General features: G+C 72.9%; 12 protein-coding genes. 7 read left to right on the forward strand and 5 right to left on the reverse strand.

The window, feature by feature from the left end; all coding sequences use genetic code 11:
* Nucleotides 1-644 precede the first annotated feature (644 nt).
* The 5 genes from V6V47_RS14470 (at nucleotide 645) to V6V47_RS14490 (ending at nucleotide 7,180) form a co-directional block, all read left to right on the forward strand.
* On the forward strand, nucleotides 645-1,898 hold the full coding sequence (locus V6V47_RS14470) for a cytochrome ubiquinol oxidase subunit I (RefSeq protein ID WP_334628713.1): 1,254 nt from the start codon (nucleotides 645-647) through the stop codon (nucleotides 1,896-1,898).
* A gap of 11 nt (nucleotides 1,899-1,909) precedes the next feature.
* Entirely contained in the window at nucleotides 1,910-2,917 is a 1,008-nt protein-coding gene (locus V6V47_RS14475) for a cytochrome d ubiquinol oxidase subunit II (protein ID WP_334628714.1), read from the forward strand.
* Complete coding sequence (gene cydD, locus V6V47_RS14480; protein ID WP_334628715.1) at nucleotides 2,914-4,590, forward strand: thiol reductant ABC exporter subunit CydD; 1,677 nt, start codon at nucleotides 2,914-2,916, stop codon at nucleotides 4,588-4,590. The genes V6V47_RS14475 and cydD overlap by 4 nt, the downstream gene beginning before the upstream one ends.
* On the forward strand, nucleotides 4,587-6,437 hold the full coding sequence (gene cydC / locus V6V47_RS14485; RefSeq protein WP_334628716.1) for a thiol reductant ABC exporter subunit CydC: 1,851 nt from the start codon (nucleotides 4,587-4,589) through the stop codon (nucleotides 6,435-6,437). Before cydD ends, cydC begins: the two co-directional genes overlap by 4 nt.
* A gap of 92 nt (nucleotides 6,438-6,529) precedes the next feature.
* Nucleotides 6,530-7,180: a permease prefix domain 1-containing protein gene (locus V6V47_RS14490; RefSeq protein WP_334628717.1), complete on the forward strand. Its 651-nt coding sequence runs from the start codon at nucleotides 6,530-6,532 to the stop codon at nucleotides 7,178-7,180.
* Nucleotides 7,181-7,233: 53 nt separating this feature from the next.
* Here V6V47_RS14490 and V6V47_RS14495 read toward each other — a convergent pair whose 3' ends face one another.
* Nucleotides 7,234-7,575 carry a PadR family transcriptional regulator gene (locus V6V47_RS14495; protein ID WP_334628718.1) on the reverse strand — a complete coding sequence of 114 codons (342 nt, stop codon included), beginning with the start codon at nucleotides 7,573-7,575 and terminating at the stop codon, nucleotides 7,234-7,236.
* Nucleotides 7,576-7,736: 161 nt separating this feature from the next.
* On the opposite strand from V6V47_RS14495, the gene V6V47_RS14500 reads away from it, so the two are divergent.
* Both V6V47_RS14500 and V6V47_RS14505 read left to right on the forward strand, forming a co-directional pair.
* Nucleotides 7,737-8,705, forward strand: coding sequence for a DNA primase (locus V6V47_RS14500; protein ID WP_334628719.1), 969 nt, complete (start codon nucleotides 7,737-7,739; stop codon nucleotides 8,703-8,705).
* Between the two features lie 39 nt (nucleotides 8,706-8,744).
* Nucleotides 8,745-11,240, forward strand: a complete 2,496-nt coding sequence (locus tag V6V47_RS14505; protein ID WP_334628865.1) for a transposase — start codon at nucleotides 8,745-8,747, stop codon at nucleotides 11,238-11,240.
* Between the two features lie 315 nt (nucleotides 11,241-11,555).
* Here the strand turns inward: V6V47_RS14505 and V6V47_RS14510 are convergent, their stop codons facing one another.
* From V6V47_RS14510 to V6V47_RS14525, 4 genes are all read right to left on the reverse strand, one after another.
* Nucleotides 11,556-12,149: a GTP-binding protein gene (locus V6V47_RS14510; RefSeq protein ID WP_334628720.1), complete on the reverse strand. Its 594-nt coding sequence runs from the start codon at nucleotides 12,147-12,149 to the stop codon at nucleotides 11,556-11,558.
* A 1-nt stretch (nucleotide 12,150) separates the two neighbouring features.
* On the reverse strand, nucleotides 12,151-12,528 hold the full coding sequence (locus V6V47_RS14515) for a DUF742 domain-containing protein (RefSeq protein ID WP_334628721.1): 378 nt from the start codon (nucleotides 12,526-12,528) through the stop codon (nucleotides 12,151-12,153).
* Nucleotides 12,529-12,626: 98 nt separating this feature from the next.
* Nucleotides 12,627-13,031, reverse strand: coding sequence for a roadblock/LC7 domain-containing protein (locus V6V47_RS14520; RefSeq protein ID WP_007455462.1), 405 nt, complete (start codon nucleotides 13,029-13,031; stop codon nucleotides 12,627-12,629).
* On the reverse strand, nucleotides 13,028-16,633 hold the full coding sequence (locus tag V6V47_RS14525) for a sensor histidine kinase (RefSeq protein ID WP_334628722.1): 3,606 nt from the start codon (nucleotides 16,631-16,633) through the stop codon (nucleotides 13,028-13,030). The genes V6V47_RS14520 and V6V47_RS14525 overlap by 4 nt, the downstream gene beginning before the upstream one ends.
* Nucleotides 16,634-16,767 lie beyond the last annotated feature (134 nt).

The following is a 16,767-nucleotide window of genomic DNA, read 5'->3' on the forward strand; positions in this document are numbered from 1 at the left end:
TCACCCGCACCCCGCACCCCGCACCACGCCCGCCCGGCTCACCCGCACCCCGCACCCCGCATCCCGCACCCCGCACCCCGCACCCCGCACCCCGCACCCACGATCGACGCGAAGCCGCACCCGCATCTGAGGCGAAGCCGCCCGTGCGACCCCTCGCGCCGCGCAGGACCCCGCGCACGCATCGCGAGACGTGCCTCCTCGCCGTGCGCCGGAACTGCGCAACCACCCCGCTGGTGCCGCGCCCCGCGAGGCGCGCGCCCAGGAGGCTCGACGCCCACGAGGATCGCGCCCACGAGGCTCGACGCCCACGAGGATCGCGCCCACGAGGCTCGACGCCCACGAGGATCGCGCCCACGAGGATCGCGCCCGATCCAGGATCGAGCGGCCTCGCACTCGCCGCGAGACCACTACATCCAGGATCGAGCGGCCTCGCACTCGCCGCGAGACCACTACATCCAGGATCGAGCCGCCTCGCACTCGCCGCGAGACCACTACATCCAGGACTGCGCGCGATCTGACCCCGGAACCGTTATTACTACGTCCCGTCGTAGACTGGTCTACGACGGGACGTAGTAGAATACATGTAGCGAGACTACGTGTAGGGTGGCTACGACAAGGCAGCCAACGCTAACGGAGAGCCGGCCATGGACACCCTGCTCCTCGCCCGCCTGCAATTCGCCACCACCACCTCGATCCATTTCCTGTTCGTGGTCGTCACGCTCGGGCTGGTCACCCTGCTGGTCGGGATGCAGACCGCCTGGGTGCTCACCGGCAACCCGAAGTGGGAGCGGCTGACGCGGTTCTGGGGCCAGCTCTATGTGATCAACTACGTGCTCGGCATCGCCACGGGCATCGTGATGGAGTTCCAGTTCGGGCTGAACTGGAGTGGCCTGTCGCGCTACGTCGGCAACGTCTTCGGCGCACCGCTGGCCATCGAGACGCTGGTGGCGTTCTTCCTGGAATCCACCTTCCTCGGAATGTGGATCTTCGGCTGGCACCGGCTCCGCAAGGGCGTTCACCTGGCGCTGCTCTGGGGTGTGGCGCTCACCGCGTACGCCTCGGCGTTCTGGATCATGGTGGCCAACTCCTGGCTGCAGAACCCGGTCGGGTACGAGGTACGCGACGGGATCGCCCACCTCACCGACTTCGGCGCGCTGCTCACCAATCCCAGCCTCGGCATGGCGTTCGGGCACGTGGTCGGCGCCGGGCTGCTGGTCGGCGGGGTGCTGATGGCGGCCGTCAGCGCCTGGCACCTGATCCGGCGGACGCCCGACTTCGCGCTCTTCCGCACCTCGTTGCGGATCGGCCTGGTCACCGCGGCCCTGGCGATCAGCCTGGTGCAGGGCTTCGGTTTCGCTCAATTCCCGAAGGTCGGGCAGGTGCAGCCGACCAAGTTCGGCGGCGAGGGGCCCGAGGCCCAGGCGCTGATCGCCGAGTGGACCACCCGGTTCGGCCCCGGCGACTACACCCCGCCGGTGCTGGCCAGCGTCGGGCTCGGCTTCATGATCCTGATCGGCTTCACCCTCGGGTGCGTCTGGTTTCTCCTCCCGCTGCTCTTCCGGGACTGGATCATCCGGCTGCGCTTCCCGCTCTGGCTGATCCTGCTCGCCCTGCCGCTGCCCTTCGTCGGGGTGATCCTCGGCTGGATCGCCCGGGAGGTCGGCCGACAACCCTGGGTGGCGTACGGGCTGCTCCCCACCGAACAGGCGGTCTCACCGGTCGGCGCCCCGGTGATGCTCGCCAGCCTGATCGGCTTCAGCCTGCTGCTGGGCACCCTCGCCGTCACCAACTGGGTGCTGCTCGCCCGGCACGCCGCCCGTGGCGCGGCCGATCCCGCCCTCGGCCGCCCGCCGGCACCGCCGAACGAACCGACCCACCCCGAACCCGCCTTCGCCTGAGGGAGATCACCGTGGACCTCGCCTGGTACGCCCTACTCGGCCTCTTCTTCAGCGGCTACCTGGTGCTCGCCGGCTACGACTACGGAGTCGGGCTCCTGCTCGCCCGCAGCGGTGGGCCGGGCGGGCGGCGGGCCGCACTCACCGCGCTCGGCCCGTTCTTCCTCGGCAACGAGGTCTGGCTGGTGGCCGCCATGGGCATCCTCTTCGGCGCCTTTCCGGTGCTCGAGGGCGAGTTGCTCTCCGGCTGCTACCCGGCGGTCGCCGGCGCGCTGGCCGGGGTGGTCCTGGTCACCGCCGGGGTACAACTGCGCAGCCGACCGACCGACGCGCGGACGCGGGCCCGCTGGGACCGCGTCGTGGTGGTCGGCAGCGCGCTCGCCGCAGTGGGCTGGGGCGTCCTGCTGGCCGCGCTACTACAGGGCGTGCCCCGGCAGGCCGACGGGCATGTCGCCGGGGTGTCGCACCTGGCCACCCCGTTCGCGGCCGCCGCCGGGCTGGCCATGGTCGCCCTGGTCGCGGTGCACGGTGCGACCTTCCTCACCCTCCGACTGCCCGCTGGCGACGCCGCCGCGGTCGACCGGGCGGCCCGCAGGCTCGTGCCGGTGGCGCTCACCGCGGTCGCCCTGGCCACCGTCGTGGGCCTGCTCTCCGAGCGGGTACGCGACGCGGTCCAGCGGCCGGCGATGGCCGTACTCCTGCCGGTGTTGCTGGCGGCGGCGCTGCTGGCGGCCCGCGCGGCGCTGGCCCGGCGACGGCCGGGGTGGGCTCTGCTCGGCACCGGCGCGGCGCTGGCGCTGCCGGTGGTGCTGGTCGGCGCGGCCCTCTGGCCCTACGTGCTGGTGTCCACGACCGAGCCGGGCGCCTCGCTGACGGTGGCTGATGCCGCCGCGAGCGCACCGACGCTGCGGCTCCTGGGCTGGGTGGCGCTGCCCCTTCTGCCGGTCCTACTAGGCTTTCAGGCGATGTGCTGGTGGGTTTTCCGAGGACGGACCGACGGCAGGGCACCGGTGTACTGGTGAGACGCCGTCCGTTCGACCCGCGTCTGCTGCGCCGGGTCCCTGCGGCCCGGCGCGATCTCGCCGTGCTCGCCCTGCTCGGCGTGCTCGCCGCTGTCCTGATCGTGGCGCAGGCCACCGCGCTGGCGGCGCTGCTGGCCACCGCCGTCGACGGCCGGCTGGACCGACCGGCGCTGGCCGGGTTCGTCGTCGCGGTCGCCGCCCGTTCCGCACTGGTCTGGGCGCAGGGCACGGTCTCGGCGCGGGTCGCCGCCACGGTCAAGGCCGCTCTGCGGGCCGACCTTCTCGGCGCGGTGGGCCGGCACGGGCCGGGCTGGGTGGCCGGGCAGCGGGCCGGTCAGCTCGCCACCCTCACCGGGCGCGGGCTGGACGCGCTGGACGCGTACTTCACCGGGTATCTGCCGCAGTTGGTGCTCAGCGTGACGGTGCCCCTGGCGGTGCTGGCCCGGATCGTGCTCGCCGACTGGAGTTCGGCGGTGATCATCGCGGTGACCCTGCCGCTGATCCCGATCTTCGGCGCGCTGCTCGGCTGGCAGGCGCAGGCCGCCACCGAACGGCAGTGGCGTCGGCTCTCCATGCTGGGTGGGCACTTCCTGGACATGGTCGCCGGGCTGCCCACGCTGCGCGCGTTCGGCCGGGCCCGGGCACAGACCGAGGTGGTCCGTCGAATGGCCGACGGGCACCGGGTCGCCACCATGAAGACGCTGCGGATCGCGTTCCTCTCCGCGCTGGTGCTGGAGCTGGTCGCCACCCTTTCGGTGGCGCTCGTCGCGGTGCCGGTCGGCCTTCGGCTGCTCGGCGGTGGCCTGGCCCTGCAGACCGCGCTGCTGGTGCTACTGCTCACCCCGGAGGCGTACCTGCCGCTGCGGACCGCCGGCAGCCGCTTCCACGCCAGCCAGGAGGGCCTCACCGCACTGGACGAGGCACTCACCGTCTCCGCCGCGCCCGCCACACCCCGGGCCGCCGAGGGTGCGGCCACCCCGGACGGGCGCGGTGAGATCCGCTTCGAGTCGGTGACCGTGGCCTACGAGCGGACCACCGCGCTGCGCGACGTGACCCTGACCGTGCGGCCCGGCGAGCGGATCGCGATCATCGGGCCCAGCGGCGCGGGCAAGAGCACCCTGCTCGGCCTGCTGCTCGGCTTCGTGACCCCGACCAGCGGCCGGGTCACCGTGGACGGCGTCGACCTCGCCGCCGCCGACCCGGACGCCTGGCGCCGGCAGGTCGCCTGGGTGCCACAACGGGCGCACCTCTTCGCCGCCTCGCTGGCCGACAACATCCGGCTCGGCGCGCCGGACACCCCGGCGCACGCGCTCGCCGCCGCGGTACGCGCCGCCGCCCTGGACGACGTGGTGGCCGGGCTGCCCGACGGCCTCGAGACGATGCTCGGTGAGCGCGGCCACGGGCTGTCCAGCGGTCAGCGGCAACGGGTGGCGCTGGCCCGGGCGTTCCTCCGGGACGCCCCGGTGGTGCTGCTCGACGAGCCCACCGCCCGGCTCGACACCGCCGCCGAGACGGTGGTGCTCGACGCTACCCGCCGGTTGGTCGCCGGCCGGACCGCGCTGCTGGTCGCGCACCGGCCGGCGCTGCTCACCGACGCGGACCGGATCCTGCGGGTCGAGGACGGCCGGGTCACCGAGCTGACGCCCGAGCCGACCGGAAAGGCGGCCCGATGAGTACGACACCGGAGCCACTGGCCGACGGGGCGGGTCCGCTGGGCACGGCACCGGGTCCGCCGGCCGCCGGTGTGGGCCCGCTGGGCACGGCACCGGAGTCGGTGACCGGGCGGACGGCTGCCGAGCGGGCCGTGTTGCGGCTGGCTCGGCCGTACCTGGGCCGGCTGGTCGGTGCGGGGTTGCTCACCGCCGCCACCGAGTTCGCCGGGCTCGCCCTGATGGCCACCGCGACCTGGCTGCTGATGAGCGCCGCCGGCCGGCCGCCGTTGGACCGGCTCACCGTGGCGATCGTCGCGGTACGGGCCCTCGCGATCAGCCGGGGTGTGTTCCGCTACACCGAACGGCTCGCCGGCCACGACGCGGTGCTCCGCATGATCACCGACGTCCGGGCCCGGGTCTTCGCCACCCTCGCCGCCCGCCGCAGCGCCGGGCACCGCTCGGGGGACGTGCTGAGCCGGCTGGTCTCCGACGTCGAGGCCGTCCAGGACCTGCTGCTGCGGGTGCTGGTGCCGGGCTCGGCGGCGGCCCTGGTCGGTGTGCTGGCGGTGGCGGGGGCCGCGCTGATCGCACCGCCGGCCGCCGGCGCTCTCGCCCTCGGTCTCCTGGTCGCCGGGGTGGCCCTGCCCGCGCTGGCCGTCACGGTCACCCGGCGCAGCGCGGCCGAGGTGGCCCCGCTGCGTGGCGCGCTGGCCACCGACGCGGTCGACCTCACCCACGGCGCCGCCGACCTGGCCGCGTTCGGTGCCACCGACGCCGCGCTGCGCGCCGCCGAGCAACGGGCCCGCGCGCTGGCTCGCCTGGAACGCCGACTCGCCGCCACCGGCTTCGCGGTGGACGCGGCCGGGGTGCTGGTGGCCGGGCTGACCGCCGGCGCGGTGACGTTGGCCGCGCTGGCCGCGGACGTGCCGGGGGTGCTGGTCGGAGTGCTGGCGGTCGGCACGCTGGCCGCCGTCGAGGTAGCGCTGGCCCTGGTCGCGGCGGCCCGCCAGTGGACCCAGCTGCGGCCCGGCCTGGCCCGGGTGGCCGACCTGCTCGACACCGACCCGACGACACCCCCGGTGACCGCCGCAGCGCCCGCAGCGGGCCCCTACGACCTGCGCTTCGTCGACGTGACCGTGCGATACCGCGCTGGCGCGGCACCCGCCTTGGACCGGGTGAGCATCGACCTGCCCGCCGGGCGGCGGATCGCGGTGGTCGGCCCCAGCGGCGCCGGCAAGAGCACCCTGGCCGCCGTCCTGACCGGCGCGGTCCAACCCGTCTCCGGCCGGGTCACCCTCAACGACCACGACCTGTCGGCGTACGCCGAGCAGGAGTTGCCCGGGATCGTCGGTGGGCTGCTCGCCGAGGCGTACGTGTTCCACGCCAGCGTGCGGGAGAACCTGCTGCTCGGCCGGGCCGGGGCGGGCGAGGAGGAGCTGGCCGCGGCCACCGCCGCGGCGGGCCTGCTCGACTGGGTACGCGACCAGCCGTCCGGCTGGGAGACGCTGGTCGGCGAGGAGGGCGGTCAGCTCTCCGGCGGCCAGCGACAGCGGCTCGCGCTGGCCCGGGCCCTGCTCGCCGCACCGGCGGTGCTGGTGCTCGACGAGCCCACCGAGGGTCTGGACCCGGCCGCCGCGGACGCGGTGCTCGCCTCCGCCCTCGCCGCCACCCCGGCCGGGCACTCGGTGTTGCTGATCAGCCACCGGCTCAGCGGTCTGGCCGAGTTGGACGAGGTCGTCGTGCTCGACGGCGGCCGGGTGATCCAGCGCGGTCGGCACGCCGAGTTGGTGCAGACACCCGGCTGGTACCGGGACCAGTGGCTACTCCAGGCAGCGGCCGAACGCGGGTACCTGGCACTCGCTCCCTGACCGGTCTCCGGGTCGGACCAGGGTTCTCCCGGACGTCGGCACGTCGGCCGCCGTGGCAATGTGGTGCCATGCCGCGCTGTGAGGACGTCTTGGTGGAGGAGCACCTGCGGGAGCTGGCCGCCCGCTTGCAGGGGCCGGCACGGCTCAAGTCCGACCTGCTGACCGAGGCCCGGCACGGGCTGCTGGACGCCGTCGAGGCGTACCGCGAGGGTGGCGCACCGCCCACGGAGGCGCAGCGGCGGGCGGTGGCCGAGTTCGGCTCTCCGGCGCAGCTGCTCCCGTCCTGGCAGGCCGAGATGGCGGTGGGCGCGCTGCGGGGTCTTTCGCTGCGGATGCTGGCGGTGGCCGGGGTGCTGGTGGTGGCCGGTGACCTGACCTGGCGCGGAGCCAGCTGGAGCGCCGGCCCTCCGCCGCCGGCCGCCTACATGTTGCTCTCCTCCTCGGTCGACTGGATCTGGATCGGCGCGCTGGTGCTCGCGGTGGCCGGCCTGCTGCTGGTGGCGGTGGGAAATCGCTCACCACGCCCCGGCCTGGCCGCCCTGCAACGTGCGGTGGGCACCGGCCTGACCGGCATGCTGGTTCTCGGCATGATGGCCGGCGGAGCCCTCTTCGCCTGGTCGCTCGGTATCTGGGACGCGGCGTTGAGCTGGCCACCGATGATCATCGGGGCAGTGGTGGTGGGTGCCGCCTACTTCTCGCTGGCCCGCGCGGCGCGCGGCTGGCTGCTGGCTACCGCCCACTGAGTCACCGACCGTGGCCACGGCGGGCGGGCGGCCTGAGGCCAGCCGGCCGCGGCTCAGGCCGGGGTGGCGGGTGAGCTGCCGGGGTCGAGAAAACGCCCGACCGTGGTGCGAAACTCCTGCCAGCCGGCGCGTTCGCCGGCCAGCGCTCCCCGGCCGGCGTCGGTGAGCTGGTACGTCCGTCGTTCGCGACCGCTGACCGTGCTCCAGGTGCTCGCCACGTACCCGGCCCGTTCCAGCCGGCGCAGTGCCGGATAGATGGTGCCGGTGGGCAGGTCGAGGCCACCGTCGCTGCGCGCTCGCAGCGCCTCGATGATGGCGTAGCCGTGCAGCGCGCCCTGCTCGAGCACGGCGAGCAACAGGGCGTCGAGATGGCCGTGCAGCGCCTGGGCCTTCATGCGTAGCTACGCTACTTGTCGGACGGCCGGTTCGCCACTGGCAGACACGGGCAGGTAGACCCCGGTGCACCGCCACGCCACCGGGGTGCGGGCACCGACCGTCCAGGACCGCCGACTAGGGTATGTGCCCAGAGTCACCCGCCGGTAGGAGACGCTGGCGGGTGGGCAACCCGAAGCACACGGAGGTCAGCGTGGCCCGCCAGTCGCCCCAACGGCCCGACGCCGACGAGCCTGAGCTCGACGACACCACCGGCGCGGCCGAGCCAGATGAGGCAGACGAGACCGACCGCGTGTCGGCGTCGGTCGACCGCTCACTCTGGGACGAGGTGCGGATCGATCCGGTGGAGATCGCCCTGCCCGCCGGCACCGGCTTCACGCTGCGGGCCTACCGGGCGGCGGGGGAATTGACCCCGACCGACGTGACCGAGCGCGACCAGGACGACCCGTTCCTCGCCCGCCGTCAGGTGATCGAGGAGGACGAGGACGACGAGACCGTCGTCATCCTCGACGAGGAGTTGGCCGAGGAGTTCGCCGACAGCGACGAGAAGCCCTCCTCCTCCTCCCGCCGCCGCGACGGCGACGCGGACGCGACCGACGACGAGGCCGCGACCGACGAAGAGGCCGCCGAGGACGAGGCGGACGACGAGGAGGTGCCGGTCTTCCTCAGCCATCGGGGCAAGCTGCTGCTGTTCAAGACCCCCGAGTCGTTGGTCAGTTTCATCCGCTCCGGCGCGCCAAATGATCTGTCCCAACTGGACAGTTGGAATGAATTGTCCGAACGGGTGGAGATGGCCGACATCGCGCCGCTCGACGAGGACACGTACGAGCTCGACCTGGTCGTGGAGAACCTGCGCGGCGGGCACGACACCTGGGATTCGACGCTGCTGATCGAGGCTGGCGAGGTCGCCCGCGACCTGTCGTACGCGTTGCGGCTGCCTGCGGTTCTGGACATGCTCTCCTCGGGCTCCAGCCTCGACGACCTGGACGAGGCGCTGCGGGCCACGGTCAACGGCGGGATCGGCGGTTTCATGGGACGACGACGGCTGAAGAAAATCGGGGCACAAACCGCAAGTTTGGGTTGGCGCACCATTGTCGGCAAGATCTCTGCGGTCGTGGACTGGCGCGACTGACCCGTACCGGGGAGCATCAGTTGCTGGCAGAGGAAAGACCTGTCCCGGGAGGAGGACGACGCCTTGGCGCTCGTTCGCGTTTACTGCGGTCTCGCCTCGGCGGATTCGGCTGACCGACCGGCCTCGGCCGGTTCGACGCTGACGTCCGCTGTGGTCGACGACGCAGGCCGTCTACTGCATGTCTGCGAGATCGGTGACGACGCGGCCGGCTACGCCCAGCTCGTCGCGCTGCTCGTGGAGCGGTCGGGCGGGCCGAGCGGTGCTGCTATCGCCGCCGACAGCGACGACCACACGGTCACCTCGCTGTTGAGCGCGGCGGGTCGACCTCTGGCGATCGCCGACGACGACTCGGTGGACGACTTCGCCGAGCGGTTCGCCGACGACGACTCCCTGGAGGAGATGCAGTCGCCGCCGGCCGAGCGGCGTGCCGTCGGCCTGGCCCGCGCCCTGCAGGCCGGCGCGCTCTCCGCGGTCACCCTGCCGGCACCCCGGGACCTCGCCGGCTACAAGCAGGTGCTCTCCGCGCACGCCGCGCTCGCCAGCGGTCGGCACTCCGCCGCCGTGGCGCTGCGTGAGGTGCTGCGCGAGCTCTACCCGGCGGCGCTGCGTGCCTACCCGGATCCGGCCGAGCCGGTCTCGCTGGCCGTGCTGGACGCCCTGCCCGAGCCCGGCATGCTCGGCGGCACCGTCGCCCGCGGCCGGGAGGTGTCGGTGGCGGCGGATGCCATCGCCGCACATCTCGCCGCGGACGGGGTGGCCGACGCCGATGAGATCAACGAGGCGGTCACCGCGCTGCGGGTCGCCATCTCCGAGACGCCGCGCCGCGCCGCGGTGAACCGGGCGCTCACCTCCGCGGTGGCCGAGACCGTCCGGCAGGCCGTCGCGTCCGTGCGCGCCTGCGACGCCGGTTGTGAGGCACTGGTCAGCGCGCTCAGCGCGCGGGTCGGCGCGCCCGCGCCAACAGTTGGCCGGCGGGCCGCCGCCCGCCGTGGCGAGTCGGTCAGCGAGCTGACCGGTCTGGCCAGCACCGGCACCGGTCTGCGCGCGGTCCGGCCGACTCCGGCCGCCGCCGAGCCCGCTCCCACCGGTCGCCGCAGCCGTCCCGAGCCGGTCCCGGGCAGCGCACCGCTTGCTGCGCCCCGCCCCCTCGGGCCGCCGCCGGTCGCCCCGGCACCGGTCACCCCGCCGCCGGTGGCACCCGCGCCGATCGCGCCGGCCGCGGTGGCCGGCCCGCCGGTGTCCGCCCCGCCCGGGCGTGTCGAGCCCATGCCGAGCCGGATCGACGGCCCGACCAACCGGCCGGTCTCCGCGCCGCCGCCACCGCCGCCCGGGATCACCCCGATCGCACCGGCGCAGCGCGGCACGGTGCCGCCGGCCGAGGCGGGCGAACCCTTCCGGCCGACGTTGACCACCGCCGCGATCAACAACGCGCGGGCTGAGCGGCAACGCACCGTCATCCCACCCCGCCCGAAGACCAACGGTGAGACGCGGCCCTACATGCAGCGCCCGGTCGACGAGGCGTCCACCGGCGGATTCAGCGCCACCACGCCCACCGGCGGGTTCAGCGCCACCGACCTGAGCATCCCGGTGCCCACTCCCCGACCGGGCCAGGAGTCGGCCCCGCCCGGCTCTCGGGCCAACTGGCCCCTGGTCAACAACCCGGAGGACCCGGCCGACAGTTCGGCGAACAACCCGGTCGCGTACTCCTATGGCGGCCGGGGCGTCGACGCCCCGACCGAGCCGCCGCGCGGCGACGGCCGGGTCACCCCGCCCTGGCTGGCGGACGACCTGCCGCAGGAGCCACCCATGCTGCGGCTGGTCGAGCCACCGCCGCTGGCTGACCGGGCGCTGCGCGAAGGGCTCAGCCAGCCCAGCGACCCGCAGCTGGAGACGCCGCCGCTGCGGCTGGTCGACCGCGAGCAGGCCGGTCGTAACGGCCGTCCCGCGGCCCGCGCCGAGCGCGCTGCCGAGCACCGCCCGTCGCCCGCCGTCGAGCACCGGCCGCCACCGCTCGAGCACCGGCCGCCACCGCTCGAGCAGCGACCGCCGCTGGCAGAGCGCCGGCCACTGCCGGTCGAGCACCGGCCGCCGCCGGTGGCGGACGAAGGCGACGGCGATCTGCTGATCTTCGCGCAGGCGAAGTCGGCCTGGTTCGTCGGGCAGCCCGAGGAGTCCGACCTGGACTGGTCGACCACGGCCGACACCGGTTGGCAGGCCGCCGAGCAGGCCGCCCGCCCCTCGGTGGGCGCCGAAACCACGGCCGGGCTTCCGAAGCGGGTGCCGCAGGCCAACCTCGTCCCGGGCTCCCCGCTGCGCGAGGAGCGTCCGTTGCGGATAGTGCGTGACGCAGCGAGCCTCGCCGAGAACACCACCGGTTACTTCCGGGGCTGGCGCCGTGGGCAAGAGATCGGCGGATTCGCCGTGGGCGGCCGTCCGGGTCGCGAGGCCGCTGGCGGCTGGGATTTCAGCCGCGACCACGGGGATCGTGACGACGACCGGGAGTACGAGTACCGCTCCGCCGGCTATCACTCCTGACCCTCGGCACGACCGCCCGCGAACGGGCAGCAGCGTAGACCGGTAGGTGCATCCGGCGACATCCGTCGCCGGATGCACCGCTTCCCGGGACCCGCCCCGCACCGCGAGACACGCCGCGAGACCGCTTGAGCGCCCCTCAGAGACGACAGAGGGCGGCACTGCCGGTTACAGGGCCACCCAAAAAAATCTTGGAAGAGATCCGCCCCTGGAGGAGCCGATCACTTCCAAGATTCAATGCCGCAGCCAACGGGCGACGATGGACAGCATTCAACGCCCGGTGGCGACCAGGGCCACCACCGGGCGTGGGCCGTCCCGTCAGGCCGGGGCGACTGCGCGCGTACGACGCATGGTGAGCACGTACTCGACCAGCGAGATCAGCACGTGCTTCGTCGACTCCCGGTTACGGGCGTCGCAGGCCACCACCGGCACGTCGCTCGAGATCGCCAGCGCGTCTCGGACGTCCTGCGGGTCGTGGTACTGCATTCCGTCGAAGCAGTTGATGGCCACCAGGTACGGCAGCCGCCGGTGCTCGAAGAAGTCGATCGCCGCGAAGCAGTCGGCCAACCGGCGGGTGTCCACCAGTACGACAGCACCGATCGCGCCCCGGACCAGTTCATCCCACATGAACCAGAAACGGGTCTGACCCGGCGTACCGAACAGGTACAGGATCAGGTCACGGTCGATCGAGATCCGGCCGAAGTCCATGGCCACCGTGGTCGTCGTCTTACCCGGCACCTGCCGGGTATCGTCGACGCCCACGCCAGCAGAGGTCATGATCGCCTCAGTGGTCAACGGCGTGATCTCCGAGACCGAGCCGACCAGCGTCGTCTTGCCGACGCCGAATCCACCGGCGATAACGATCTTCGCCGACGTCACGCGCCCGCTCGGGGTCGGCGGCCGGTGCGACATGTCAGAGCCTGCGAAGTCCACTCAGCACCCTCTCCAGCAGTTCAGTGCCCACCGCGTCGTCGGAGTCGTCCAAAATGGTCGGCTCGTGGACCGCGACCAGGCCGTCCGTCGCCATATCGGCGATGAGCACCCGGGCCACGCCGAGCGGAAGCTGCATCCGCGCCGCGATCTCGGCGAGCGACTGCACGCGTCCGTCACACAGCGCGGCAATGTACTGGTGTTCACGGCCCTGTCCACTGTTGCCATTGGCAACGGCCCGGCCGCGCACCGTCGTCTCGACGAGCGCCTCCAGCGCGATATCGAGCCGGGGGCGGGTACGACCGCGGGTCACGGCGTATGGACGGACCAACGCACCGGTCGGTTCGTCACGATCAGCCATGTCGCCGCTCACCTCCTTCGCACCCAGCCCCGGCTCCCACCGGTGGAACCCGTCGTTGTTCTCGTTGCAGTAGTGCCGACCTCACGACCGGCGCGACGTCAGCCCAGCATGCCCGCAGCCGCACGCGGCTGCGGGGTCAGAGCGTCGCCGACCCGGTCGACCAGCAGCGCCATCTCGTAGCCGACCTGCCCCACGTCGGAGCTGCGCGCCGCCAGCACGGCGAAGGACGAGCCGTCCGAGATGGACATCAGGAACAGGAAGCCATTGTCCATCTCCACAACGGTCTGCAGCACCGCGCCTCCCTCGAAGCAGCGGGCCGCGCCCTGGGTCAGGCTGACCAGACCGGACGCGATCGCGGCGAGCTGGTCGGCCCGGTCCCGTGGCAGATCCCGTGACGACGCGAGGAGCAGGCCATCCGCCGAGACGGCGACCGCGTGTGCGACACCGGGCACCCGGTCGGCGAAGTTGGCCAGCAGCCAACCAAGATCCTGCGTAGTTGTCATCCTTCTTGCTCCTTCTGCCCGCTCCCGGCCACCGGGCCTGAGCCAGACTGCGAGGATTGCTGCCCTCCCGGAGTCTCCTCCGGGCTGGTCGGGTTATCCGAGGTGATGCGCCCCCGCTGCACGCCCCGGTGGTAGGCGGAGAGCAGGCCACGGACCGCCTCCGGCGTGCGGCGCTGGGCCGAGATGATGGGCTTCTCCACCGCACCGGGCACCAACTGCGCCATTGGCTTGCGCTTCGGCAGACCGGTCGTGGTGGTCTCGCTCACCGGTGCCGCGCTGGCAGCCGCCGAGGCGGCACGCCAACCGTCGTCGGCAGCGGTCTGCCAGCCGTTGGTCTGCGGTTGGGACCGGCGATTGGGCAGGCTCTCGGCGAGGCCGGGGCGGGTGCCCCCATTCGCGGTGGACCCGCTCTCCCGCGGTGCTCCTCCGGCCGTCGGCGCGTCTGCCATCGGTGTGTTACCTGTCGTCCCGGGTGGTGTCTTGTGGACTGCCCGTCCGCTGGCCTCGACCGTAGCGAACTGCTGGGTCGCGGTGCCACCGTTCGCCGCCGGCTGGGCGGGGGCCGCAGCCTCCTCCGAACCCGAACGGCGGGTACGGAACCAGGCCGACTCGAGCTCCCGGAAGATCGGCAGCTCCATGGTCTCGTCCGCGTACCGCTGACGGTTCTGGGCCTGCGGCTGCTGCGGCGCCGGCCGGCTCTGCGCCGGTGGCGTGGGTCGGCGCTGCGCCGGTGGCGCGGACGCCGGTGCCGGCGGTTGGGCCGCAGCGGCCGGCTGCTCACCGGGTCGCGGCACCCGTGGCAGCTCCGTCGTCATGTCCAGTGCGGCGGAGAGCCGCTCGGGCACCGGCGGGGTCGCCTGGTCCCGGTCATTGCCCGGCACCGGCGGCCAGGCCGGCGGTGCGGCGGCGTTGGGTGCCGCAGGCGGAGCGGACCGGGGTGCGAAACCGCTGAACGACGACTGCCCGGAAGCGGGCGGCGCCGAGTACGGCTGCCCGGAGGCCGGAGCGGCCGAGACCGGCGGACCGGTGTACGGCGCGGCCGAGTACGGCTGCCCGGAGTACGGCTGCCCCGAAGCCGGAGCGGCGGACACCGGCGGACCTGCGTACGGCGCACCCGAGTAGGGCTGCCCCGTGTACGGCTGCCCCGAAGCCGGAGCGGCGGACACCGGCGGACCGGAGTAGGGCTGCGAGGAGACCGGCGGCCCCGAGTACGGGTGCGTCTCCGGGCTGCTGGGCAACTGCCGCGGGATGGTCGGCTGGTCGGTGGCCGGCGGCTCGTCGCCACCGGACCGACGCTGCGGCAGCGGGTCGATCGCCGACCCGTTGGACGGCCGCGGGGTGAACCCGTCGCCGCCGTTGATCCCGTTCGTTCCGGCTGCACCCGTCAGGTCCGACCAGGCCGGCATCGAGCGGTAGCCGCCGGTGTTGGCAGGGGTGCCGGAGCCGTTGCGCGACGCCGGGTCGAACGGCCGACCGCCCAGGGTGACCTGGTTGCCGGACTCGCTCGGACGGGGGCCGTTGCCCAACGCGGGCAACGCGCCGAAGGTCGGCATGGGGCCACCCTGCTGCGGCGCGCTGGAGGCGGGCAGCGCCGGCGGCTGCTGCACCCGGCCGGAGAGCGCCCGGGGCACCAGCACCGAGGTCGGCAGCGTCACGTCGGCGACCGTGCCACGGTCACCGCCGGGGCGTAGCTCGACGCGGACTCCGTGCCGGGACGCCAGTCGGGCGACCACGACCAGGCCCATCATCCGGGACACGGCCACGTCCACCTGCGGCGGCGTGGCCAGCCGCTCGTTGAGGTCGTAGAGCTGCTCGGCGCTGATGCCGATGCCGCGGTCCTCGACGTAGAGCGAGGCGCGGTCACCGACGCGACGAGCCTCGACCATGACCTGCGAGTCCGGAGGAGAGAACGCGGTGGCGTTGTCGAACAGCTCGGCGACGAGGTGCACGAGGTCGTTGACCGCGTGCGCGGCGACCTCGATGTCGCGGTCGATGACCCCGAACTCGATGCGGGTGTAGTGCTCGACCTCGGACTGCGCGGCGCGCAGCACGTCGATGAGCGCCGCGGGTTCACGTTGCACACGGGTGGAGTCGGCGCCGGCGAGCACGAGCAGGTTCTCGTCGTTGCGGCGCATTCGGGTGGCCAGGTGGTCGAGCTGGAACAGCTCGGCCAGGCGGTCCGGGTCTTCCTCGCCGCGCTCCAGCCGGTCGAGGTGCCCGATGAGGCGGTCGACCAGGATCTGCGAACGGCGGGCCAGGTTGACGAACATCGTCGCGACGGAGGCACGCAGCGCCGCCTGCTCGGCGGCCGTGCGGACGGCTTCCAGGTGGACCGCGTTGAACGCCTCGGTCACCTGACCGAACTCGTCCTTGCTGCGGACCGGCAGTGGCTCGGCGATCTGGTTGGCCAACTGGATCGGGGTGAGCTGCCCGACCACCTGCGGGTCCCGCAGTCGGGCCACCGCCTGCGGCAGACCGTACTGGGCGACGGAGAGGGCACCCTGGCGCAGTTCACGCAGGGAGCGCGCCATCTCGCGGGCGACCAGGTACGCGAAGAGGATGGACAGCAGCAGCATGCTCAGCAGCAGGCCGGTCTCCAGGAAGACCTGACGCTGCACGTCCGAGCGGAGGCTGTCGGCATCGGCGACCACGTCGTTGTCGAGCTTGGTCTCGACGGAGCGGATCAGCTTGGCGTAGGACGTCATGGCCGAGTCCCACTGGTCCGGACCGAAGATCGCGTTCCGCATGCTGCCAGTGGTGTTGGCGTTCATCCAGCCGATGTAGCGCTCGGCCTCACGACGGTCACCGCCGGCGATCGTCTGGTCGTGGAACGTCGCCTCCTCGGGAGTCGCGACGGCCTTGAAACTCTGCAGCGCCTGGCGCTGACCGGTGCCGCTGGCGATGTAGTCGGTGCGCAGCGTCGGTGTCAGTTCCTTCTGGTCCAGCGCACGGTGCACGACAACCCGCTGCACGGAGAGGAATTCCTTCTCCCGGGCGACCGCCGCGGCGGCCCGCATCTTGTCGCTCAGTTCGTTGCTGCCGGCGAGCTGGGTGGCCGAGTCCCGAATGGAGAGCAGGTTGTTGATCAGGCCCTCGTACCGCTGGGTGGTCTCGGTGAGCTTGAGGCTGCCATTGAACACCTGACTGCGGAGCTCCGGCAGCTCCTTGAGGTCTTCGTCGATCAGGTTGAGCTGACCCTCCAGGCTGCTCGGCAGGTCCTCGGTCTCGGCCCGCTGTTGCAGATAGGGGCCCTTTGCCTGATCCACCCGGGAATTCACCCGGCTGTATGCCTCCTGGTACTGCGCCTTCGGTTGCGTCCCGTCCGCCCCGGCCAGCAGCACGGCGGAGACCCGCTCGTCCTGCAGGGTGTAGACCAGGTCACCCGAGTAGCTCGACAGGTTGGCCAGGTCGCCAGCTCGGTTGGCATTGTTAAGCGTCTCCAGGTGGTCGACAAGACCACTGGTGCCCACTACGACCGTGGCGATGGTCGGCACGATCATGATGAGACCGAGCTTGGACCAGATCGGCATGTCCCGGAGCCGGCTGGCCGGCCGGCGCAGCCGCGACAGGAAGGAGCCCGCCGTCTTTGGCCGTTTGCTCACGTCACCGCCCTCGCGATTACAGCTTCAGCGCGTTGCCCCGGGCAACGCCCAGCGACCGACCCGGCGGGTCGGACCCCCGAGATTCCATCACGCCATCCGGCAAGAAGAAAGCCCAGGTTGTCACCCGCCGATGG

Origin of the sequence: Micromonospora sp. CPCC 205539, assembly GCF_036906815.1 — a bacterium.
Lineage (GTDB): Bacteria > Actinomycetota > Actinomycetes > Mycobacteriales > Micromonosporaceae > Micromonospora.

Coding starts and splice junctions, on each gene's coding strand:
- V6V47_RS14470 (WP_334628713.1), top strand. CDS start 645: ATGGACACCCTGCTCCTCGCCCGCCTGCAATTCGCCACCACCACCTCG.
- cydC (WP_334628716.1), top strand. CDS start 4,587: ATGAGTACGACACCGGAGCCACTGGCCGACGGGGCGGGTCCGCTGGGC.
- V6V47_RS14495 (WP_334628718.1), bottom strand. CDS start 7,575: ATGAAGGCCCAGGCGCTGCACGGCCATCTCGACGCCCTGTTGCTCGCC.
- V6V47_RS14510 (WP_334628720.1), bottom strand. CDS start 12,149: ATGTCGCACCGGCCGCCGACCCCGAGCGGGCGCGTGACGTCGGCGAAG.
- V6V47_RS14515 (WP_334628721.1), bottom strand. CDS start 12,528: ATGGCTGATCGTGACGAACCGACCGGTGCGTTGGTCCGTCCATACGCC.
- V6V47_RS14520 (WP_007455462.1), bottom strand. CDS start 13,031: ATGACAACTACGCAGGATCTTGGTTGGCTGCTGGCCAACTTCGCCGAC.